General features: G+C 55.4%; 18 protein-coding genes. 8 read left to right on the plus strand and 10 right to left on the minus strand.

The genetic code is table 11. The features are described from left to right. Positions 1 to 60: 60 nt before the first annotated feature. The 3 genes from pgaB to ZBT109_RS11095 form a co-directional block, all read right to left on the minus strand. Entirely contained in the window at positions 61 to 1,920 is a 1,860-nt protein-coding gene (gene pgaB / locus ZBT109_RS11085) for a poly-beta-1,6-N-acetyl-D-glucosamine N-deacetylase PgaB (protein WP_027706193.1), read from the minus strand. Positions 1,921 to 1,922: 2 nt separating this feature from the next. After that, positions 1,923 to 4,358, minus strand: a complete 2,436-nt coding sequence (gene pgaA, locus ZBT109_RS11090) for a poly-beta-1,6 N-acetyl-D-glucosamine export porin PgaA (RefSeq protein ID WP_027706192.1) — start codon at positions 4,356 to 4,358, stop codon at positions 1,923 to 1,925. A gap of 617 nt (positions 4,359 to 4,975) precedes the next feature. Next, the gene (locus ZBT109_RS11095) at positions 4,976 to 5,536 is read right to left on the minus strand and encodes a hypothetical protein (protein ID WP_051524211.1); all 561 of its coding nucleotides are present in this window, start codon (positions 5,534 to 5,536) and stop codon (positions 4,976 to 4,978) included. Positions 5,537 to 5,967: 431 nt separating this feature from the next. Between ZBT109_RS11095 and ZBT109_RS13895 the strand changes: the two genes are divergently transcribed. Further along, complete coding sequence (locus ZBT109_RS13895; RefSeq protein ID WP_051524210.1) at positions 5,968 to 6,477, plus strand: HPP family protein; 510 nt, start codon at positions 5,968 to 5,970, stop codon at positions 6,475 to 6,477. A 645-nt stretch (positions 6,478 to 7,122) separates the two neighbouring features. Here ZBT109_RS13895 and epsC read toward each other — a convergent pair. Further along, entirely contained in the window at positions 7,123 to 8,073 is a 951-nt protein-coding gene (epsC, locus tag ZBT109_RS11110; RefSeq protein ID WP_232012845.1) for a serine O-acetyltransferase EpsC, read from the minus strand. 318 nt (positions 8,074 to 8,391) lie between these two features. Here epsC and ahpC point away from each other — a divergent pair, with 318 nt between their 5' ends. After that, positions 8,392 to 8,949, plus strand: a complete 558-nt coding sequence (gene ahpC / locus ZBT109_RS11115; RefSeq protein ID WP_456300745.1) for an alkyl hydroperoxide reductase subunit C — start codon at positions 8,392 to 8,394, stop codon at positions 8,947 to 8,949. A 304-nt stretch (positions 8,950 to 9,253) separates the two neighbouring features. Then, a complete protein-coding gene (gene ahpF / locus ZBT109_RS11120) occupies positions 9,254 to 10,816 on the plus strand; it encodes an alkyl hydroperoxide reductase subunit F (RefSeq protein ID WP_027706189.1) in 1,563 nt (520 codons plus the stop codon). Between the two features lie 89 nt (positions 10,817 to 10,905). Here the strand turns inward: ahpF and ZBT109_RS11125 are convergent, their stop codons facing one another. The 3 genes from ZBT109_RS11125 to ZBT109_RS11140 all read right to left on the minus strand — a co-directional run bounded on the left by ZBT109_RS11125 (position 10,906) and on the right by ZBT109_RS11140 (position 12,612). Beyond that, positions 10,906 to 11,220 (minus strand): hypothetical protein, encoded by a 315-nt coding sequence (locus tag ZBT109_RS11125; protein WP_169734029.1) that lies wholly within the window; start codon positions 11,218 to 11,220, stop codon positions 10,906 to 10,908. Between the two features lie 331 nt (positions 11,221 to 11,551). Then, positions 11,552 to 12,286 carry a lysozyme family protein gene (locus tag ZBT109_RS11135; protein WP_197714341.1) on the minus strand — a complete coding sequence of 245 codons (735 nt, stop codon included), beginning with the start codon at positions 12,284 to 12,286 and terminating at the stop codon, positions 11,552 to 11,554. A 116-nt stretch (positions 12,287 to 12,402) separates the two neighbouring features. Continuing rightward, entirely contained in the window at positions 12,403 to 12,612 is a 210-nt protein-coding gene (locus ZBT109_RS11140) for a hypothetical protein (protein WP_145984518.1), read from the minus strand. 603 nt (positions 12,613 to 13,215) lie between these two features. Between ZBT109_RS11140 and ZBT109_RS11145 the strand changes: the two genes are divergently transcribed. Continuing rightward, positions 13,216 to 13,746, plus strand: coding sequence for a YagU family protein (locus tag ZBT109_RS11145; protein WP_027706187.1), 531 nt, complete (start codon positions 13,216 to 13,218; stop codon positions 13,744 to 13,746). Positions 13,747 to 13,943: 197 nt separating this feature from the next. Here the strand turns inward: ZBT109_RS11145 and cobF are convergent, their stop codons facing one another. From cobF to tal, 3 genes are all read right to left on the minus strand, one after another. Further along, positions 13,944 to 14,753, minus strand: coding sequence for a precorrin-6A synthase (deacetylating) (cobF, locus tag ZBT109_RS11150; protein ID WP_038279549.1), 810 nt, complete (start codon positions 14,751 to 14,753; stop codon positions 13,944 to 13,946). Further along, a complete protein-coding gene (pdxY, locus tag ZBT109_RS11155) occupies positions 14,753 to 15,646 on the minus strand; it encodes a pyridoxal kinase PdxY (RefSeq protein ID WP_038279546.1) in 894 nt (297 codons plus the stop codon). Before pdxY ends, cobF begins: the two co-directional genes overlap by 1 nt. A 311-nt stretch (positions 15,647 to 15,957) precedes the next feature. Next, positions 15,958 to 16,914 (minus strand): transaldolase, encoded by a 957-nt coding sequence (gene tal / locus ZBT109_RS11160; protein WP_027706184.1) that lies wholly within the window; start codon positions 16,912 to 16,914, stop codon positions 15,958 to 15,960. Between the two features lie 397 nt (positions 16,915 to 17,311). Here tal and ZBT109_RS11165 point away from each other — a divergent pair, with 397 nt between their 5' ends. The 4 genes from ZBT109_RS11165 to ZBT109_RS11180 all read left to right on the plus strand — a co-directional run bounded on the left by ZBT109_RS11165 (position 17,312) and on the right by ZBT109_RS11180 (position 21,693). Continuing rightward, the gene (locus tag ZBT109_RS11165; RefSeq protein WP_197714342.1) at positions 17,312 to 18,250 is read left to right on the plus strand and encodes a deaminated glutathione amidase; all 939 of its coding nucleotides are present in this window, start codon (positions 17,312 to 17,314) and stop codon (positions 18,248 to 18,250) included. Positions 18,251 to 18,512: 262 nt separating this feature from the next. Beyond that, positions 18,513 to 19,676, plus strand: coding sequence for an aminotransferase class I/II-fold pyridoxal phosphate-dependent enzyme (locus tag ZBT109_RS11170; protein ID WP_051524208.1), 1,164 nt, complete (start codon positions 18,513 to 18,515; stop codon positions 19,674 to 19,676). Positions 19,677 to 19,819: 143 nt separating this feature from the next. Beyond that, positions 19,820 to 19,999: a hypothetical protein gene (locus tag ZBT109_RS11175; RefSeq protein WP_027706182.1), complete on the plus strand. Its 180-nt coding sequence runs from the start codon at positions 19,820 to 19,822 to the stop codon at positions 19,997 to 19,999. Between the two features lie 416 nt (positions 20,000 to 20,415). Continuing rightward, positions 20,416 to 21,693 carry an oligosaccharide MFS transporter gene (locus ZBT109_RS11180; protein ID WP_169734028.1) on the plus strand — a complete coding sequence of 426 codons (1,278 nt, stop codon included), beginning with the start codon at positions 20,416 to 20,418 and terminating at the stop codon, positions 21,691 to 21,693. The last annotated feature ends 381 nt before the right edge of the window (positions 21,694 to 22,074 follow it).

Below are 22,074 nucleotides of genomic sequence, written 5' to 3' on the forward strand. Positions count from 1 at the left end.
ATTGTCATTACCGTAGTAGTCGACAGAATATTACGGTTAATAAAGGAGCGGCAATATCGACTATTCCTGCCAGCGCGACTCGAACAGTGGCGCCATATTACGCAACACAGGACGGTTGGCCTGTGCATCGTCAGGGGCATAGCCCAGATGGATAACGCTTCGGTTAGCAAGCCAGACCAGCCACTTCCCGACCTGTTCGTCCGCGATCACCTTGCCCGCAGGCGTCTGACGCTCCACTTCAAACAGCGTGCGCGCCATGCCGTTGGGGAGCTCGTTCACTGTCTTCAGCAACGCCTGCGCCTGAGCATGCGTCACGACATTACCCGCGCCCTCGCGCGCACCCGGCGACAGCCGCAATAGCGCATGATCGTGGTGCGTCAGCGTGCGCGCGACCGCTTGGCAAGCAGTCTCATGCGCGCCCGTAACCACTACTTGCAGCGTCTTCACATCCTGCCCGCGTACGGCACGCACTTCATCGCTCAGCTGAACACTGAGGTCGCCCTGCGCCTGCGCAAGCCGCGCAGGGGATTCGCCCTCACAGACGGCATCGCTGGCATCCTCATCAAACATCACACCTTCCAGAGTCGGCACACTGGCCGCCATGTCGCGGTACAGCGTACGCAGCTGGCGCTGCACGACAGGACTGAACGGTGAGGCACGATAGGGCGAAGTTGAGCATAACGGCACAGCCGCCCCCTGTTCTGCCGCCAGTGTCGGAATCCACGCATAGACGCGCGGGTCGAACAGCAGGCGAGAATGGATCTGATGCACTGTACGGTTGAACAGATCAGCCTTCATGGGCAACACATGGTTTGGAAAGTACGTTTCACGTACTGGCTCACCGGGATGAGCAGGTGATACAAATCCCTTGACGATGATGACAGTGGGCTGAACCTCCGACAGGCGCTGCACTACTCGCCCAACGTTCTCTTCCATCTGCGCGGGATCAGGGTCGTAGATCGCATCGAGATCGACACGCACTGAACGGATTGGCGGGTGTTCCTGCAACTGAACGGCATTGGCCACGAAGCCGTCGATATCGGGGTCGTTGGCGACCAGCATACGCGGCACGTTCATCAGGTTGTGAACGTCGAGCAGCCCATCCTCAAGCGTCATAGCAGCCCGATAGTGGTGCTGGCGCGCCACATCCAGCGCAATACCGCTGGCTGCACCATAAGGCCATACCCAAACCCGCGGCGGCTTGCCGTCCACCCGTGTCAGCGTACTCGTGATGGCACTGACATCGCGGTCGATACGCTGGCGGAACTCTTCCAGTGTTTCATAGCGTTTGGTCACCGGATCGTATTTCAGCGCTGCCGCTGCTGGCTCCACGTTACCCTGCGGATTCGCCAGCACGCCGTGGTGCAAATCCTGCGTATGCGATCCGATCTCGACCAACCCCGAGTCGGACATTTCGCGGACCTGATCCCAGGTGACAAACTTGTCACGCGGGCGCAACTTGCCACTAAAATCGACCGGCTGTCCTTCCGGCGTGTCGATCCAGCGCCCCACCGGAGCGAACAGCGCCGGCCAGTGATTGCGTTTGAGAATCGGGAACACGCGGTCGTACATACTGCGATAGCCGTCATCGAAGGTCAGCAGCACCGCCTTTTCCGGCAGCTCGCTCTTGCCTTCGCTGGCCGCGAAAATCTGATCCATCGACACAGGAACATAGTGGTTCACCTGCAGCCAGCGCATCTGAGCAATGAAATTAGCCGTGCGCGTCGCCACGTACTGTTGATCCGGCTCACTGTCCATGATGTCGTGGTAGGCCAGTACCAACACCTGATTGCGCGGCCATGGCGTATCACGAACAGCAAGCGGACGCTCAAGCGGTGGCGTGAACACGGGGTGCTGGCCCGCACAGCCCGACAGCGCAGCTAGCAGCCCGACAGACAGCAGACGAAATACCTTGTTCATGGTCAGAACCTGTAATTCATGTCGAATGAGAGTTGGAGGTCGTTTTCAGCACGACCGTCATAGGACTGGCGTTCCCAGCCAACAGTAGCGCCCAGGGCCAGCACATCGTTCATCTGTAGCTGCTGCCCATAGCGCGCCATCAGCATCGGCGAGCTTCCATAGCGGGCTTCCCAGTAATGACCAACCCCAAGCTCGAATGTCTGCTGCCATTGGTTTTCATAGAAGGCATACAGGCGGTGCGTCAGACGCAGCGACGGCATCACGGCCACATCATGCTTAGGGCTGTAATAAGACTGCGCATCCGTGCTGTAACGCGCCAAACGCCCTTCCACATCCAGCAGACCGTCTAGACGAAGATCGGTAACGGCCCACAGGCGGTGCTCACCCGATAGAGCCACCTGCTGATGCCGGTTGCGATCGGAGAAGTCCCAGTGGGTATAGGCCAGTTCCCATGCGTGTTCGTCATCGGGTGTCCAACGTCCGTAGGCCTGATACTGGTCGGCATGCACGCCAGCGATACGGCCGCGCAACGGCGCTTCCGTGGAGCGCCGTGCCACCAACGTGCCCCAGTGCCAAATATCGCTAAGGTCATGATCAAGCGTGAAGCGGTAGCCCTGCTCGTGCCCTACGCCGTAGTTCTGATAGCGCGTGTCCGCACTGACCAGCAGATCGCGTCCACTGTATTCCACACCGGCGCGCTGCCAGCGACCGTGGCCTTTTTCCTCGTCAAACCGACTGGAGCTATAGCCGGAACCGGCGAACAGGCGCCAGTGATCAAGAAAGCGCGGTGAAAACAGCGTGCCTTCCATCCCCAGCGAATGGCTGCCACGCACCGTGGTGCTGCCGCTACTACGGTCCGGGCTGGCTGTCAGGCGCAGTTCAGCCATATGGGCGACCTGGTTGGCCCGCACCAGACGACCCACGTCATAGTCTTCCGGATAGCGCTGCGCCACATCGTCCGTCAGCACATCGGCCTGGTGCCACTCGCGCAGCGCAAGCGCGGTGTATGCTTGGGATTCTTCCAATTCCAGCGCTCGTGGTGAAACACCTTCGACCATTTTGAGGCGCTGCTCCGAGCGGCGCGGCCAGCCATTGTTGCGGTACATATCGGCCAGCGGCACACACGTCTCGGTGCTGCCAAGGTTGTAGCGGCACAGGTCTTCAAAAACGGCCAACGCAGGTTCGTTCTGTGCTTTGTCGTTGAGCAAGCTAGCGTGATTCAACTGGAGCGTGAGCCAGGTCGAATCTATCTCCGTCTGGGGGTAGTTGATGACCCAGCGGTAGCGCCCTTCGAGCGGCATGATGCGCTCGATTTCACGGGCAGCATCGTCGATGCGATGGCACAGGGTCAGCGTCTGCGCATGGAGAATGCGCCCCGCCATCCACGGCTGCGGCTGGTCCGCTTCTGTTTCCTTCACAGCCGACGCCATGAGGCGCTCAGCACGCGCGGGCTGACGCAACTTTAACAGCGAGCGCGCGACCCACACCCGTGCGTAGGGCGGAACCTCGCCCCCTTGAGCCTTCAGCGCGTCATACTCGCGAACCACCTGCTGCGGCATGCCACGTCCGTCATACAGCCCCAGGCGATCGATCCGCATCTGGCGTGCAATGGCCTCGGCACCGGGCGTTGCCGCGCACTGCTTCAACAGCGAGGCATAGCGCGCCAGAGCTTCATCGGTGGCCTGCAAGCGCTCGGATTCTCGGCGACTGTCCATTACCGCCACACGAACGCGCAGGGCCATTTCATCCGATTGCTTCTGCAAACGCTGTAACGGCGTCAGGCCCGCGTCGATGCTCAGCGCTGCCATTGGCATTTCACCGCGTGTCAGTACCTGCCCGTAGCGCTCGCGCAGCTCGCCCTGAAAGTCGCCGGGGTATTCGGTCACAAAGGCGCGCTCCATCTGATGAAGCGCTTCGTAGCGCGCCCCTTCTGACAGCAGCGCGTAAGCCATGACAGTGCGCATTTGCGCCTGATCCTCACCACTGAGTCGATCGACCCATGGTTTCCCCAGCGCCACGGCCTGCCCACCCTTACCGTCATCTGCCAGTACCAGCATTTCACCCATAACCCACTGAGGGTCATTGGGGACCTGATGCTGCGCGTTGCGGTACAGGGCCGCCGCTTCGGCGTACTGCTTCAGGTTGCGATAAGCCCGCGCCACCGATCCCAACACCTCCGCGGAGAGCTGTTCAGGATGGGGGTAGCGCCGATAGGCCGCGACTGTTTCCTGATCCCGACCGGCCCACGATGCGATGACGATGTTGTCTTCGCGTTGCTGCACGGACTGGTCAGTCTGGTGCCGTTTCAGGTAATCCAAGACGGGTGCCGTATCGCCGGTACGGGCCAGACGCACCAGATCATCGTATTGCGTATCGACAGCTGCAACAGCAGGGGCGCTCGCCAGCAGGGATAACGCCAACAGAAATGTCTTGTTCATGGCCATTCCGGGGGTGAAATACAACGCAAACGGAAACCGCCGCCGATCATGATGCTCGGCGTGATGATCCGTTCCAGAGATAATGGGGAAGATTATGAGTGATAAGGACTAATATACGGTGCAACGGCGCATAGATTATCTATTTTCTTTTGACTTCAAAATGGATTCTAACAAAAAATATATTAAATATCCCGAAGGCATAAATAATTACGATACCTTACAGTAAGGCGACATATGAAACTTAATTAAATTATTTGTAATACACCTTTTCCGTTGGTTATTTTTTGTATGCGCTTGCCTAGGGATACAGAGCAGAAACGTTATTTTTTGATACGAATTGATTATAAATAGCGGCCGCTATTTGCCAAACGCTTATATTATGTAGACAGAGCGTCTACAAGGGAAGTGGTTCTCGTTGTAAACAACGTTGTGACACGCCTCGACGAGTAGTACCGATAATAATGAGCCTCAGGCGTAGTAGCCACTATCATTTCGATATAACAGCCTGGCATTGCTGTGCGCGCCAATCCTCAACCATCGCCCCTGAAACGACAAAGGCCTCACCGAAGTGAGGCCTTGTATTCATGCAGGGCAAACGCCCCTAGCACGGCGAACGCTTAGAGCTCGACTTTCTCATGCGGCCATTTGCGGCTTTCGATATCGAGCGTGCTTTCAGCGGCCAGAGACAGCACCAGGCGTTTGCCTACTGCGCTCAGTGCGCTTTCGATCAGTTCGATTTCGACGTTGGCCGTGAAGTCGAGCAGCTCGGCGACCTGCTTTTCGTCGATGCGCAGGCGCTGTGCCAGTTCAGCGCTGTTGACGCCCTGATAGGACATCTCGTTCCACAGCAGGATTTTAGCCACGGTCAGCAACGGCAGACGCAGCAGGTACTGGCCCATAGTCGCCGGGTTCGGCTGCGGAATCGGCTTACCGGCGGCAACATAGCGCCCCAGCACGTCCTTGGCGCACAGCGTAGCCTTGTGGAAGGCATCACGCAGGCCGTCACCTACGCACTTCAGCTCTGGCAGTGTCGGGCAGGCAATGGCTACCTTGCGAGACGGGCTACCTTCGATGGTTTGGATATCGACATTGACCGGATATTCGTACATGACATCATCGCCTTTGATTCGAAGAAGAGAGAAGGGCAACGGCAGCGGTGCTGTCTGGCAGCGGCGCATTCCCTGATCCTTTCACGAGAAGGACAAGGTGTTCCAATGCCTCGGTTCTGGCTGTCACCGGCCCGTTGCTCCATCATCGTCACTTCATGCCGCCTACGTCAATGACGAATGACGGAAAGACATTGGGTTACGGCCGAGGAGCGGGCAGGCAACGCAATGCTGTCAGTATCGCATGCCTCACCGAGGGCGCAAACGACAATCGCACGATTTCCCGACAGATTTGCACCCTGATACGGCTACAAAAAGGTAACTCATCCCAAAGGATGCGGCACCTTGTCGCGTTTGCTACGATAGCAGCTGACAGCCATTGCAGGCCTTCCTGCGATGACGGTATAAGTGGCGTCACCTTCCTAGAACTTCAAGCCTGCAGAACCCGTTGCGCCTCACCCTCCTCGACGCGGCTGGTCCCGGCTCCCAAGGATCACCACCCTATGTCAGCCCCTTTCTGGCCTACGCCTCAGCCGCGTTCCAGACGTATCGTTTCACACTGCCGAAAGTCACTGATCAGTGCCTGCGAAGCCAGCTGTGCGATCCTGTTGCTCGCCCTGCTCACGCAATGGACAGCCACACCGCTATTGATGACACCTTTCGCCGCTACCAGCATCCTGTTGTTCGCCTTTCCGCATTCGCCGCTGGCCCAACCTCGCCATGTGCTCGGTTCCCATATGCTGGCATCACTGATTGGGCTGATCCTTGCCAACCTGTGGGGCCTGTCGCCGTACACCATGGCGCTGGGCACAGGGTCGGTAGTGGCCCTGATGCTGTTGCTCAAGATCGTTCATCCACCCGCGACCGGCGTTCCCATCGTCATGCTGCTTAGCGGCATGCGTGACTGGCACTTCCTGATCTTTCCCGTGCTGACCGGCTGCCTGTTGCTGCTCATAATTGCCTTTATTGCCAATAACCTGCGATCGAGCCAACGCTGGCCGCTGTATTGGTAATATCAGCATCACTTGTATCGACACCCTGCACGCATAGGTAAAGCAGAATCTGGCGACACTGTACCCGCGGTAGCGAAGCACCGGCCTTCAGGTCGGATGCCCCGAGCACTACCACAGTGCCGCCACTCGTCCTCCGAATGACTCGCCTCCTCATCTGCCCCTACTCTAAAAGAGAGAGCGACCTCTCTTAGCGGTTGATCAGCATTATGGGTAGCAGGCACGTCTTCTTGAAGGCGCTTCACATTAAAGAAGAATGACAAGCGCAAGGCTGCCGGATCATAGATCAGGCAAAAACACGCGGCAAAGGTGTTCACGCTTTTATTGCTCGCAGCCCCCTGCTCAGCCCACTCTTGCTCGATCAGCTCGGCCTGTAACATCAGCCGCGAGGCGTCGCGTCACACTGATCGGTGTTCTCTTTTAAATAAGTCTTTCCCGTGATGATCACCACAAGACACGTGTTCAGGCAGATGCCTAGCCCCAAACGGCACGCCTTTGCTTAACAAACGTGCGGCGGGCAGTGTGCCGACACTGCTCGCCGCATGAAATGGGACTTATCTTGTTCAGCAGATGGTGCCCTACCGCGGCTCCTTCGATGCACTGACCACAAGCGCATCATTCAACCCCAAGAGTTGGACAGCGGGTACATCAGCTTTGAGAAGACCCTTTGTGACGGTTGAGCGATGCCTGTGTCACGCTGCGGCCCGGCTCAATATCCGTCGTCAGCCAGACATTCCCCCCGATGACCGCGCCCTTGCCGATCGTAATGCGCCCAAGGATGGTTGCACCGGCATAGACCACAACGTCATCTTCAACGATGGGATGACGTGCGCCCCCTTTTTCTAGCTGGCCATTTTCATCAACGGCAAAGCGCTTAGCTCCCAGCGTCACGGCCTGATACAGCCGCACGTTGTCGCCGATGATGCAGCTTTCGCCGATAACGACCCCCGTACCGTGGTCAATAAAGAAGTACTGGCCGATAGTGGCGCCTGGGTGAATGTCGATACCGGTAGCGGAATGCGACATTTCGGAAATAGTTCGCGCAATCAATGGCAGCCCTAAACCGTGAAGCGCATGCGCCAGACGATGATGGATAATGGCCTGCATGCCGGGATAGCACAGTAGCACTTCATCGACGCCCGTCGCGGCAGGGTCACCGCGGTAAGCAGCGGCAACGTCCGTGGCCAGCGTGCGGTTGATCTGGGGCAGTTGCTCGCAGAAGCGGGCAAGGATGTCATCGGTACGGGCCACCAACGCCGCTTCCGACAACGCATCGCGTTCGTCGCGCTGGTGATAACGCAGCTCGCGCAGTACCTGTACCTTCAATAGCGACAGGGCACGGTTCAGCATCCGTGTGACGTAAAAGTCCTCTTCACCGGCCAGCAGGTCATCCGGCCCCATATGCAGCGGAAACAGCGCCCGCATCACACCGTCAACGACACTGCGAATGGCATCTCGTGAAGGAAGCTGCCCCGGACGCTGAACCGGTGCTGGCAGTGCACCGCTGTGGTGCCAGTCTAGGCGTTCCTTCTTAAGGGAAAGCACCAACTCATCCAGCGCAGTGCTTGCAAGATGCGATGTCGAGAATCCTGTTGCCACGAAGCGTCTTCCTTTCATTGGTCGTTGTTATGGTTAGCGGATTGAAATAACCATACGCTGGGCCGCAGTCCCCTTGCAATTGCCCGCCCATAACCCGACATTGGAACTAGGTATTTTTACGCATGTCTGTTAGTGCAAGGCCCGATGGCACACGAAGCGTGGCTCGTTCAGAAAAATGCCACATCATTGCCAAAGGCAATCAGCACCATTTGCCCAATCAATTTAGATAATCACATCGGTTCGGGTAGAGTGATTTCCATAGCGTCAGATACAGCACGCTTCCAACGACCACTCACGACAAGGAGTTTGTCCATGTCTCTGTTGAATACTGAAATCCTGCCGTTCAAGGCAACCGCATTCCACAACGGCGACTTCGTCGAAGTGACCGAGCAGGACCTGAAAGGCAAATGGTCCGTCGTGTTCTTCTACCCGGCCGACTTCACGTTCGTTTGCCCGACCGAGCTGGGTGACCTAGCTGACGAATACGAAGAGTTCAAGCGTCTGGGCGTCGAGATCTACAGCGTTTCCACTGACACGCACTTCACTCACAAAGCGTGGCACGAAACGTCCGACACCATCGCCAAACTGCAGTACCCGATGATCGGCGATCCGACTGGCCGCATTTCTCGCAACTTCCAGGTCATGATCGAAGAAGACGGCCTGGCTGAACGCGGCACGTTCGTGATCAACCCGGAAGGCCAGATCAAAATCATCGAACTGAACGACGGCGGCGTTGGTCGTGATGCATCCGAACTGCTGCGCAAAGTCAAAGCGGCTCAGTACATCGCAGCACACCCGGGTGAAGTATGCCCAGCAAAATGGAAAGAAGGTGCTGAAACCCTCTCTCCGTCTCTGGACCTGGTCGGCAAGATCTGATCACCAGATGACCGTTGCAGCGCCCAAGCGGGGGCGCTGCAATCTCCCTTCTTCGGGAAGGCGACATCTGGCATATCCTGTCGATATCGCGCCTACGCCTCATCAATACCTTCTATTACAGTGCGGTTTCATTCGAAAGCTCGACTTTGCGAATGCAGCTTCGTATTGCCTAAACGGTGCCGGTCTCCATCGGCGCCGCCGCCGTTAAGTAAGATAGTGTGCGCAATACGGCCCCGAACATATCCTGATGATGACAGGATAACTTTCTTATCCGCTTCGATAGCGAACCACCGGAGAGACGCTCATGTTGGACAATGCGCTCAAGACACAGCTCAAGGCTTACCTCGACAAGCTGACGCAACCCATCGCACTAGTCGCATCTCTGGATGACCGCGATGCATCCCAGCAGATGAAGGGACTGATCGAGGATCTGGACAGCCTGTCCGACAAGATCAGCGTTTCCTTCGACGGTCAGTCCTCTCGCCGCCCGTCCTTCACAGTAGGCAAAGCAGGCGAGCCGGCACGCATTGAGTTTGCGGGCATCCCGACCGGCCACGAGTTCACCTCGCTGGTACTGGCGTTGCTGCACACGGGTGGCCATCCGCCGAAAACCGACCCGGCAGTGCTTGATCAGATTCGCCAGCTGGACGGCGAGTTCATGTTTGAGACCTATATTTCGCTGTCATGCCAGAACTGCCCAGACGTCGTACAGGCCTTGAACCTGATGGCCACGTTCAACCCGAACGTCCGCCACACCATGATCGACGGCGCGCTGTTCCAAGACGAAGTCGAAGCACGCCAGGTCATGTCCGTACCGACCACTTACCTCAACGGTGAGCAGTTCGGTCAGGGCCGCGCGACGCTGAGCGAGATTCTCAACAAGGTCGACACTGGCGCAGCCAAGCGACAGGCAGCGGCACTGAATGAAAAGGATACCTACGACGTGCTGGTAGTGGGCGGTGGCCCGGCTGGCGCGGCAGCGGCGGTCTACTCTGCGCGCAAAGGCATCCGCACTGGCGTAGTCGCCGAGCGCTTCGGTGGTCAGGTGCAAGACACCATGGCGATCGAAAACTTCATCTCCATCAAGGAGACCGAAGGCCCGAAACTCGCGGCTGCGCTTGAAGAGCACGTCAAAAGCTACGATGTCGACGTTATGGATACCCAGCGCGCAGCGCGCCTGGTACCGGCCAAGGACGGTCAACCGTTTGCCGTCGAGCTGGAGAGCGGCGCTACGCTGACCGCGAAATCCGTCATTATCTCGACAGGGGCACGCTGGCGTCAGGTAGGCGTCCCGGGTGAAGACGAGTACCGCAACCGCGGCGTAGCGTACTGCCCGCACTGCGACGGCCCGCTGTTCAAAGGCAAGCACGTTGCGGTCATCGGTGGCGGTAACTCTGGCGTTGAAGCGGCTATCGACCTTGCCGGTATCGTGGGCAAAGTCACACTGTTCGAATTTGCCGATACTCTGCGCGCCGACGCGGTACTGCAGCGCAAACTGCACAGCCTGCCGAACGTCACGGTTATCACTGAAGCACAGACCACCGAGATCACCGGTGACGGACAGAAGGTCAACGGCCTGAGTTACACCGAACGCGCAACGGGCGAGTCTAAACATGTTGCACTGGAAGGCGTCTTCGTTCAGATCGGCCTGGTACCCAACAGCGGCTGGTTAAAAGACACACTGGAACTGACACCGCAGGGCGAGATCGTAATCGACAACCGCGGCCAGACCTCCATTCCAGGCGTGTTTGCAGCGGGCGACGTCACGACCGTGCCGTACAAACAGATCGTGATTGCGCTGGGTGAAGGCGCGAAGGCATCACTGGCCTCGTTTGATTATCTGATTCGTCAGGGTAGTGAAGATTGAGATTTGCGTAAGAGTAGATGATGGGTAGTGAGTTGAGGGCAGCGAAAGCTGCCCTTTTTTACATGACATAAAAATCAATAAATTTATGGCTATAGCTTTGTAAATACAGAGCTAGGGTTAGCTGTAAACAATCTATTATGCAGCATAGAAGCATATCTGTCCGTCATTCCAGCAATGTAATCGCAAACTGCTCTTGCCTTCATAGAGTCTCTTTCTAAATTTTTCTTATAGTTTTCAGGAAGAAGCATCTCGATATTTTCGAAAATAGCTGAAAAAAGTTCACTCACAATCACCCCACCTCGATATTCCAATGTTTTTACTTCATATTTGCTCACCACGTTATCATAAGTAAGATTTTTTAATACTTGGCGGTTGCCAGTTCTGAGTGCAACATAAAAAAGCACGTTACCCATTCTCCCGGCGAGGCGCTAATAATTACCTTAAACACGCATCAATGATTTCCTGACCATGTATGAAAAGCGATTGCCAACACGATCATTATGATATGATACTTTCTATTTTTGAAGAATAGAGACGGTACTTGAGAGGCCAATGTAAAAGCTAGAGAGCATTGCGATATAAATACCCAATCATCGCTACTCTGCGGCGCATTTCCAATCTCTGGCGTCATCTCAAGCATCCAGTCATATTCCCCCCCCCTAAATGCATAGATATAAAACATGCCAATCAAATAGGCTATACCCGAACAGATACTTAATATTCTTGTTGCCCTACTCACTCTACAGTTACTCCTGACAGCATTAATGTGTATGAATGCCAATTATTAACAATAAAATTTCCATAAGATAAGTCTTTTTTTATCTGTTCTAATGAACGAGATATACCTTGATTATAGCGAGCACCTAAAACTCTAACTTCCTCGGTACCAATCACATCAAATTTGTCATGATCAGCCAGCATCCTTAGATGCCTTGCAGCAAGATCTATGATATAAGTGTCATGTTCAAGACATAATGCAATTTGTATCTGTTTTTCAACGCCTAATGTATTAGGGTCCAAACCCAGCGTTTCGGCAGCTGTATGTATTTGCATACTTAAGAAACCAAATGATGTTCTATCAGCAGGCTTCCCTCCGCTATAAAAACCATCCCGAAAGATACGCTGGTTATAAATCTCACCTTTCCAACTGTTTGGTTTACCACCCGATTCAATCCATGCCACTCCCGCTAATAACTCAGGAGGAAGTCGATACTTTTGAGCAGCAGCAATAATTGTATATCGATTATGAACTACAAAAGCCGTCTTGAATCGTCGCGCATATGGAATACCGCCTCCCATCAATTCAGGCACAGCGTGTCGCATAAATAAATCAAAATTTGTCCATTGAGGACTATTGTTGCCTTTATCTTCAATATCACAAAATCCATTGAATCCCATATCTACCCCCAGTAAAAATAAAAAATTTATGCCAAGATATCTATAAAACACACAGTTATCATTTTCTCCCATAATCGCTGACTACAGAAGAAAGAACAAGCCCCAAAATGAGTAACGATATCGCAAATAGCGTATCAAAACCAAATCATATTTTATGATAAAAAATTATCCCTAAAAAAGTAGATATATCAATCAGTATAAAGTATTTGCAATACGGTTTTATTGAAACAAGGAGTTATAAAAGGAATATAAACAGTCGGAAAGGTTTTTTTATTTATAATAATAAACACATCCATCACCCACCTTGCCTCTACCTTGACCTCTTCTGGCTCACCCAATATTTGCTGCTTCACCTCCTGCAGCAAGCCTCTGATCGGCACTTGGTGTTCAGTACCCAAGTTCGCTTCCCAACACCATCAGGTCATCACGCTGGATGTGCTGAAAAACGCGGTTGCCGTCCAGTATCACGAGGTAATCGCGGGCAGCTGGTATTCATCCTCGTCGATCAGCTGCCGCAGCTTGCAACCCGTGGTGATTAGTACTGACGCCCCAATCTAAATCTAGTTGAGACGAATACGGTGAAGCACGGCATCTGCACACAGGGGAGACCGGGGGTGATGTCGATGCTTAAGTTGAGTGTTGTAGTGGAGGATAGTTTATTTACGATACGGCGCGCACCGTAATAAAGAGAAGGATGCTTAGATAAGCAAGGCCACATCAAACTGGGAAGGAGATAACCGCAGATAGCAGTGCTAATGACGAAAGGTGCTCGCTAGAGTGAACGAAGTAAAGCCTTACCTGCTACGCTCGATAGTATGGCTTTCATAGCCTTCCATTTGGCTCAGTTTTTTGCACGACAGACTTCGTTCTGGGTCATCTTCGCCAAAGAACTGGACAAATTGTCGCACCTGCCGTTAAGTACAGCCAAGTATCGCAATGACAGGTTATCACCGCCTCTACAAGCCTTATTGGCGCATTCACTCTAGCAACGGGCTTACATCATGAAGAATTGGTTCACTCCCACCCTTCCTGCTAATCGTCGCTTCGGTGCTGCCATGGTGGCAGGCTTCATCGGTGGCAACATTTCCAGCTTTGTGAAATGGGGCACGGAAATCCCTTTCCCACCGCGTACGCCTGATCGAGGTATTCCGCCGAAAGACATGCTGATCGATATGGGCGTCAACGCTCAGGAAACGATCTATCACTTCTCCGAACACGTCATTAACTGGGGTGTCGCGGGCATTCACCACCTGTTTTCCATTGTGTTCGCGCTGCTTTACTGCGCCATTGCCGAAATATTTCCGAAAATCAAACTGTGGCAAGGGATGGCATTCAGTCTGCTGGTCACGATCGGTTTCCACGGCGTGTTACTGCCAACGTTTGGCTGGGCACCACCGCTTTGGGATTTGCCTGCCGCCGAAATCTTCTCCGAAGTCTTCGGGCATGCGCTGTGGATGTGGACAATTGAGGTCTTCCGTCGTGACATTCGTAACCGCATGACGGGGCTGCCAGACGCAGAGTATATGAAGTAATAGCGGTAAATCGGTTTTCCCCGCCCGGCTTTGAATTTTCATTGCTGGGCTTTTTTATAGGCGTGTTCCATCCTGACGGTATATAGCGTGAGTGACTGCTTTAACCCATTCTAGAACAGGCAGTTTTTACCGCGCGTTTGTGGCTTTAAGCATTACTAATGACATGGGTGTTGAGGTTATGAAGCGTCTCTTACTCTTCAGTAACACTGCTTCTTTATAATGATGAACACATCCATCACCCACCCTGCCTTTGCCTTGATTTCTTCTCGCTTACCCAATGCTCGTTGTGTCACTTCCTGCAGTGGGCCGCTGATCAGCGCTTGGTGTTCAGTACCCAAATTGGCGCCCCAATACAGCATCAGGTCGTCACGCTGGATATGCTGAAACACGCTGTTGCCGTCCAGCATCACGACGGTGGTCGCGGGCAGCTGGTATTCATCCTCGTTGATCAGCTGCTGCAGCTTGCGGCCCGTAGTGATCAGTACCGACTCCCCGATCTGGTTAAGAGGGATACGGTGCAGCGCACACAGCATCTGAACGCTGGTGATGCCCGGAATAACGTCGGTACCTAGGTTCAGTGTGGCGCTGGCTGACAGCCTATCGATAAGACGAATTGTACTGTCATAAAGAGAAGGGTCGCCCCAGACAAGGAAAGCGCCCGTCTGGCCGGGAAGGAGCGTGTCTTGGATGGCGTCAGCCAGCATGGCGCTGCGCTGGTGGTGCCATTCGGCGACGATAGCACGGTAGGCGTCGTCTTTTGGAGCACCGTAAGGTACCTGTGGACGGGGGGGATTGGGGAGGGTCACGATGCGGTAATCGTGATCGGGGGCAATATGGCGACGACAGATCGCTTCGCGGAAGTGCAGCAGCTCGTCCTTATCCTGCCCTTTGTCGAGCATGAAGAACACATCGGTACGGTTGAGTGCATCAATGGCCTGTAGGGTGAGCTGCTGCGGATCGCCGGCACCAATGCCGATCAGCAGTAGGTGGCGGCGATCATCACTCATCAGATAGCCACGGCGCTGTAGCGCGGAGCCGGTGAGACGATCATGTCCTGTGCGGCGATCAGGGGCAGATCGCGCTGGCCATTTTCAGTGCGGCTCAGCAAGGCGCTGAGTGTAGATACGGCGTGACTAAGGGCTTCCGGCAAGTCGTCTCCCTGCACTAAACGGCCCAGCATGACGGCGGAGAACGTATCGCCAAGGCCAGTGGGAAGCGGGTCGACGGGCAGTTTCGGTGATGCAACGTACCAAGCCTGATCCGCGGTCACGGCAACGGTGTACAGCTCATCAGCGGGGATGTCAGCGCTATCAAGGCTGGTGATGACCACACAGCGCAATTTGGGAAGGCGGGCAATCAGCGTGCGCGCCTGTTCGATAGCGTCATCAAGGCTGGTCACCTCCTGCTGAGTCAGGAGTTCGAATTCGAAGCGGTTGGGGGTGATGATCGAGGCCGCCGGCAGTACCTGTTCACGCATAACGTCAGGAATCGCGGGCTGTACATAGATGCCACGGCCTACGTCGCCCATGACTGGGTCACACAGGTAATCGGCGTCGGGGTTGAGCTCGCGCACCTCGGCAACCGCATCCAGTACGGCCTGCCCGATAGAGGCATCGCCCAGATAACCGGACAGAATGGCTTGGCAACGTCCCAGTGCCCCGCGATCCTTGATGCCTTGCAGCACATCTCGGATGTGCTCGGCACTGAAGATCTGCCCCTTCACCACACCGTAACCGGTATGGTTGGAGAACTGGACGGTATGAATGTTGATGACTTCGACACCCTGACGCTGCAGCGTGAAGACGGCGGCGGCGTTACCTACGTGTCCGAAGGCGACGTGTGACTGAATGGACAGCACCCAAGGTGTGGTAGCCGCTGTTGTTGTAGTGGATGACGCCATGAACGTATCGCCCCTATCAGTTCAGTTGCTGGAAATGATGAATGCAGGCTCATCCGGGAAGGCGTTCGCTGCTCGCTCACTGTCGTGGATATACCGGATCGCCAGTGAACCACTGCTCAAGCTAAGCCTTTCGAAAATACCGCGCCTGCCGAAAGTATCTTCTGTTGAAAACGTTAGATTATCTATCAAAACAACGAAGGCCTTCCCGCACACAGCGAAAAGGCCTTCCTATCATGTCGAAGCACGGCGCCGCTGTCGAGATACGGCTCATGCTACGACTTCTCCCACGCGCCTACATACTTTGCGCGCCGTTACAGCAGTTTTGCCAGCAAGCCTTCCAGTTTTTCTTGGTCGGCAGCGAAGCGGCGAATGCCATCGGCCAGTTTCTCGGTCGCCATGGCGTCCAGACCCAGCTCCCAGCGGTACTCGGATTCAGTCATCGGCGTAGACGGCTGAGCAGTTTTGGCCGGTTTGGTGACATAGCGCGTCACGTCGCCTTGGCGTTTCTGAAGCTCTTCCAGCCATTCAGGCGCGATGGTCAGGTTGTCACAACCCGCTAGGGCCAGCACCTGCTCTGGGCTACGGAAGCTCGCCCCCATGATGGTGGTGTCGAAGCCGTGTTCGCCCGCGTACTGGCAGATACCACGCACGAAGAGGACACCCGGATCTTCTTCCGGTGCATACGTTTTGCCGGTTTCTTTGCGGTACCAATCGGTTACACGGCCTACGAATGGCGAGATCAGGCACACCCCTGCTTCAAAACAAGCGCGCGCTTGAGCGTGGCAGAACAGCAGCGTCAGATTGCAGCGGATGCCTTCTTTTTCCAGCACTTCTGCAGCGCGAACCCCTTCCCATGTAGAGGCTAGCTTAATCAGCACCTTGTCACGGGAAACACCATTCTGTTCGTAGAGTTCGATCAGGCGGCGTGCCTTAGCAATGCTGGCATCAGTGTCATAGGACAGTTTGGCCGCCACTTCAGTGGAGACGCGCCCCGGGATCAGCGCGGCGATTTCGCTACCGATGGCAACGGACAGCGCGTCGACGGCATGCTCAATGACGCCATCGTGGTGCATGCCGGTGGTTTCTTCCTTCACACGTTCCATCGTGCGCTTGATAACCGGCTGATAGCCCGGCAGATCAAACGCTTTCAGCACCAGCGACGGGTTAGTCGTCGCTTCTTCAGGACGGTACTTGCGAATGGCATCAAGGTCACCGGTATCCGCGACGACCGTCGTCATCGTGGCAAGCGATTCCAGCTGAGTGGTCATGTTCCTACTATCTCCCGAAAAGAACGTCACAGTGCCGCTGAGCATAGGCAACGGCACCCGTCTGTGCACACTGTACTACGGCTGCGCATGATTTTCTGCCACTGAGCCCAAAGGGGATAGTGCTTTTCGGCTCACGGCAACACGGCATGTGCACCCAATATTTTGACAGCAACATCGACTGTTCCTTCCTGCAAATGCGACGGCACGGCGCAGCCCCACAGGCATGGCGTGGATATTGAATGATGTTGACAGCCTGTCGCAGGGGGAAAGGTTGACGCTGCGTCAGCATGACCCGCACTCAATACCAATGGGTGCACTCGTTCAGGCCTCTGTCACTCATTTGTTCCACCTCGTCATTCACCGGCTCACCCCCTTGAGCTGGAGATCAGGAGTTGCCATGACCGTCTCACCTTCTCGCCGTCGCTTTCTAAACACTACGTTAGGCGTCTCGGCAATGGCGTTGACCGCCACGCCCTTCATCACGCAAGCCGGTGCCGCCACGGCTACCACTTCCAGCGCATCGTCGACAGCAGATTCATCGGACATGCTCACGATCGCACTGGGCCAGCTGGCCGTCGCCGATCAGTGGCAGGACAATGCAGCACAGTGCTCTCGTCTTATCCAGCAGGCGGCACAGCAAGGCGCCGACCTGCTGATCATGCCGGAGGCAATACTTGCCGCTGACATTGGCGACCCTGAATGCGTTCGACGTTCGGCCCAACCGCTGGACGGCCCATTCATGCAGCAGATGCTAAAAGCCACCCTACAAGTACCGCTAACCGTCGTTTTCACCCTGTATGTTCCTGCTGATGCTCAGCGCGTTGGCAACGTTCAGGTTGCCCTGCGACAGGGCAGGATCGTAGCGACGTACCACAAGCTGCATCTTTATGATGCTTTCACCATGCAGGAATCACAGAGCGTTGAACCGGGCAAGACACTGCCACCTATCTTCGATGTCGCGGGAATGAAGGTGGGAATGATGACATGCTACGACCTGCGCTTTCCTGAAGAAGCAAAATCGCTGGCGCTGCGCGGAGCCGAACTGATCGTGCTGCCCGCCGCATGGGTACGTGGCCCCAACAAGGAGTGCCACTGGGAAACGCTGATCGCAGCTCGTGCACTCGACACGACCTGCTTCGTAGCCGCCGTCAGCGAATGCGGCCCACATACGATTGGCTGCAGCATGGTGGCTGATCCGATGGGACTGGTCGTTGCCCGCGCGGGTGAAACGCCGACACTGGTCACCACACGCATTTCGCGCCAGCGCCTCGCTCAGGCCAGAAAGGCACTTCCCGTGCTGACCAACGGGCGCTTCAAGGCCCCCGAGCTGGCATGACACGGCTTGTAAGTTGACACGCCTAAGATAAAGAAAGCGGAGCACCATCCAGCCCGCATAAAGGGCCAACAAAACGCGTAAAGAGAGTGGACACTGCGGCTATCGAAAGCGGAGTGCGGCACTTTTCTACCGCTGAATGCCATAACTGGCCTGATTATTGAATAAAGGAAGGAGGAACGTCCCGCCAGGCATCGGCGGGACACCTGCGTGAATATCGTTCGATAGCACGCCTTGCTGTGCTTGTCTTGAAAAGGAGCCTTTCATGACCCGCCCGACTACAAGCCGCCGTGGTTTTCTGGGTGCTTCGCTAGGCATGTCTGCCCTTGCCTTTGCGGCCCCTACGCGTCTACTGGCCCGCGAAAATGCGGCAGATATCGCCATTCATAACGCAACGGCCTCTAACCCGCTCGGTGACCCTCCCGGTGTCTACCTTAACTACAACGAACTGCCGGAAGGACCGTGTCCCGCCGCACGCAAGGCGATGGTGGACGCCATTCCCCATGCGGGCCGCTACAGCCATAACATGGTCAGCGAAATGCAGAAGACGCTGGCACAGGATCTAGGCGTATCGCCTGAGTGGCTGCTGATCTACCCCGGTTCGGGGTCTCTGCTGAAGCTGGCCCCACACGCGTTCACGTCGAGCAGCCGACCACTGGTCATTGCATCGCCGGGCTACGAAGACTGTGTCCGAGGAGCCAAAAGTGCGGGTTCACCGATCACCGAAGTACCGCTTCTGGACAGCGGTGCGCACGATATCGACGCGATGCTGCAGAAACCGGCTGGATTGCTCTATATCTGTAACCCCAACAACCCGACTGGTACCGTTACTCCACACGATAAGTTAGTGCAGGCCATCGAACGTACACCGGCAGACACCATCATCATCGTCGATGAGGCATACATCCACTTCTCGAATCAGCCCAGCGTGATTCCGCTGATTGCTAGCCACCCGAACTTGGTCGTGATGCGCACGTTCTCGAAAGTCTACGGCATGGCTGGGGTACGCTGTGGTTTTGCCGTTGGCCGGCCTGACGTACTGGCCAGCCTCAAACAGTTCGCGGGCGACCCAGAGCTGTCGGTACTAGCGGCAGTTGGCTGTACGGCCAGTCTCAAACAGCCGAACCTGGTGGCCGAGCGCAAGTTGCTCAACGCCAAGCGCCGCGACAAAACCATGCAGTGGCTGACACAGCAGGGCTTCACCTGCATGCCATCCGAAACCAACTTCTTCATGGTGGATGTGAAACGACCGACGCAGGATGTAGTAAACGGTCTGCTCCAGAAAGGTGTGCATGTCAGCAATCGCTGGAAAATGCTGCCAACCACGCTGCGTGTTTCGGTGGGCACCGAACAGGACATGGCGGCTTTCCGTCTGGCATTTGCCGAAGTGATGGGGCTGAAAGGCAGTGCACTATCAACAGCCGCCTGACGCCGAGTAATGGCGAGCGACACGGATGTGAGGCTGTGAACGATCGCGCGACACGCTATACAAGGTGGGCCAAGACAGGCATCATCTGCCACAATGTCGATTGACCTACCGTATATCGATCACTCACAAGAGGCCTCTTCGTCATGCTGGAAGGCATCATCATCTGTGTCGTATTGCTGGTCGTCCAGCTGGTACTGCTCCACCTGATCGACCGACGACTCGACTATGCCGAAATGAACAGCCACTACATGCGTTCAGCGCCCGGCTCCCGCCGCGCCAGCAAACGCAAGGCCAATCATGCGGCTAACGACAGACTGTTCTAGGAAAATGCCGGTAGTGATGAGCTACCGGCATTTTTCTGTGTCAGATTGACGCAGAATCACATCGCAGTGAACCGTCGGCCTTGAACGGCGGTCATCGAAAAGCGAGACGCTCTATACACAAAATCGGCCGATTAGTTCCCCCATCCTTTCGTCGAACGTTCCCTCCTGATAAGTTCATTTCCCTACTGTTTTCCTTCTTATAAGTGCATGTTGCCTACGCATGGCACTTTTTCCATACCGTGACTGTTCTTTAGTACAAGGTCGTTGAGAGACACTACCTGCCCCACGGACAGGTGACCAACCCGAAATGTTATCTTTTGTCACTACGACTTATGACCAATAACCGGTCATTCGTTATCGGATATATGTTGGGCGCAGTTTTGAAAGCTCACGCTCACTATGGGATGGCCACGACCATGACAACCCGCAGTACAAGCAAATACTACTTCCCGCTCAGTGCGATCATATTTCTGTTCTACTTTGCCTGGGCCTCGACACTCTCGATGGCTTCCCAGTGGCTGTGGCAGATACTTCAGCTAGACAGCACCACCAAAGGCCTGTTCTTCACGGCCAACGCTATCGGTGCAATGCTGTTCCAGCCTATCTATGGCGCTATCCAAGACCGTCTGGGTGTCTCCAAGAAACTGCTGCTGTGGATCGGCCTCGTACTCGCCCTCTGCTGGCCAGTCATGGGCTACGTCTTCGTTTTCCTGATGAAAGACGTTTCCTCCATCGTCGCGCTGATCGTATCCGGTCTGTTCATTGCACTGGGTATTCTGGCAGCCGCGGGTGTCGTTGACTCTTACTGCGAACGCGTCGGCCGCAACGCAGGCCTTGAATACGGTACCGTCCGTGTATGGGGTGCTGTGGGCTGGTGTCTGGGTGTTCTGATCGCAGGTCGCTTCGCACTCGAAGGTATTCTGGTCAACCTGCCGTACATCGCTTGTACCGTTGCCGGTATCCTGCTGCTGGTCGTGCTGTTCCGCCTCGACGACCGTGGTGCACAGGTTGCTGCCGTACCGGGTCAGGCACAGCAAGTTGCGTCCATGTCCGAAAGCCTTGGTGTGCTGAAAGAGTTCAAATTCTGGACCTTCGCCATCTTCCTGTTCGGTATCGCCGGTCTGTACTTCCTGTTCGACCAGCAGTTCCAGGACTACTACGCCACCTTCTTCAACGTAGCGAGTGATCCGGCTGCAGGTGGTAAAGCGTATTCCTACCTGTATGCGTCCGAAACGGCTATCGAAGTGATCTGTCTGCCGCTGGTACCGCTTATCGTTAACCTGATCGGTGCTCGCAAAAGCTTGGTACTGGCTGCGTTCCTGATGGGTATGCGCGTACTGCTGACCGGTCTGGTCGCTGACAAGGTCGCGTTGACCATCTTCTTCTTGGTTCGCGGTTTCGAAATTCCGCTGCTGCTGGTGGCCGTATTCAAGTTCATGGAAGGCGTCTACGATCCGCGCTTCTCTTCCACGATCTACCTGATTGCCTTCCAGTTCGCACAGCAGTTCTGCTCTATCTGCTTCGCAGGTCTGGTCGGTCACCTGATTGATACGCATGGCTTCCAGTACGCCTACATCTGCCTTGGTGTCTTCGGTCTGGTGTTCATGCTGTGGGGTCTCATCATGCTGCCGCGCCCGAAAAAAGGTCGCGTCAATCCGCAGCCGATGGAAAGCATCACGCCTGCTGCACAGTAAGCCTCTAGCACCTCTTACTGAGCGCTCATAAAAGACCGGCCCTGCTTAAGCAGGGCCGGTCTTCTCGTTATGGCACAGCCAAAGGCTCGGTGTTGACCGGCCGCTCGACTTTTCATCTCCCTCGGCGTTAACTCCCCGCTATGACCTGACCTCCCCCTTCATGCCCCGTCAGACCTCCCAGAATGCGCGCTGAGCGCTTAGTGACATCCCCATCGCCCCTTTTCTTCATTAGACAAAAGAGCACTGCGCTAGCGCGCCGTACGGCCGATAACGAGGGTAAATCCGATCGCGGGGTACGCCACTTTTGACTGCCTGACTACCTGTTCTTTAGGTCACTACCACATCTTGCACATTGCGTCAGCATTTTTTTCCATCGGTGAA

The organism is Zymobacter palmae, from assembly GCF_003610015.1.
GTDB classification, from domain to species: Bacteria; Pseudomonadota; Gammaproteobacteria; order Pseudomonadales; family Halomonadaceae; genus Zymobacter; species Zymobacter palmae.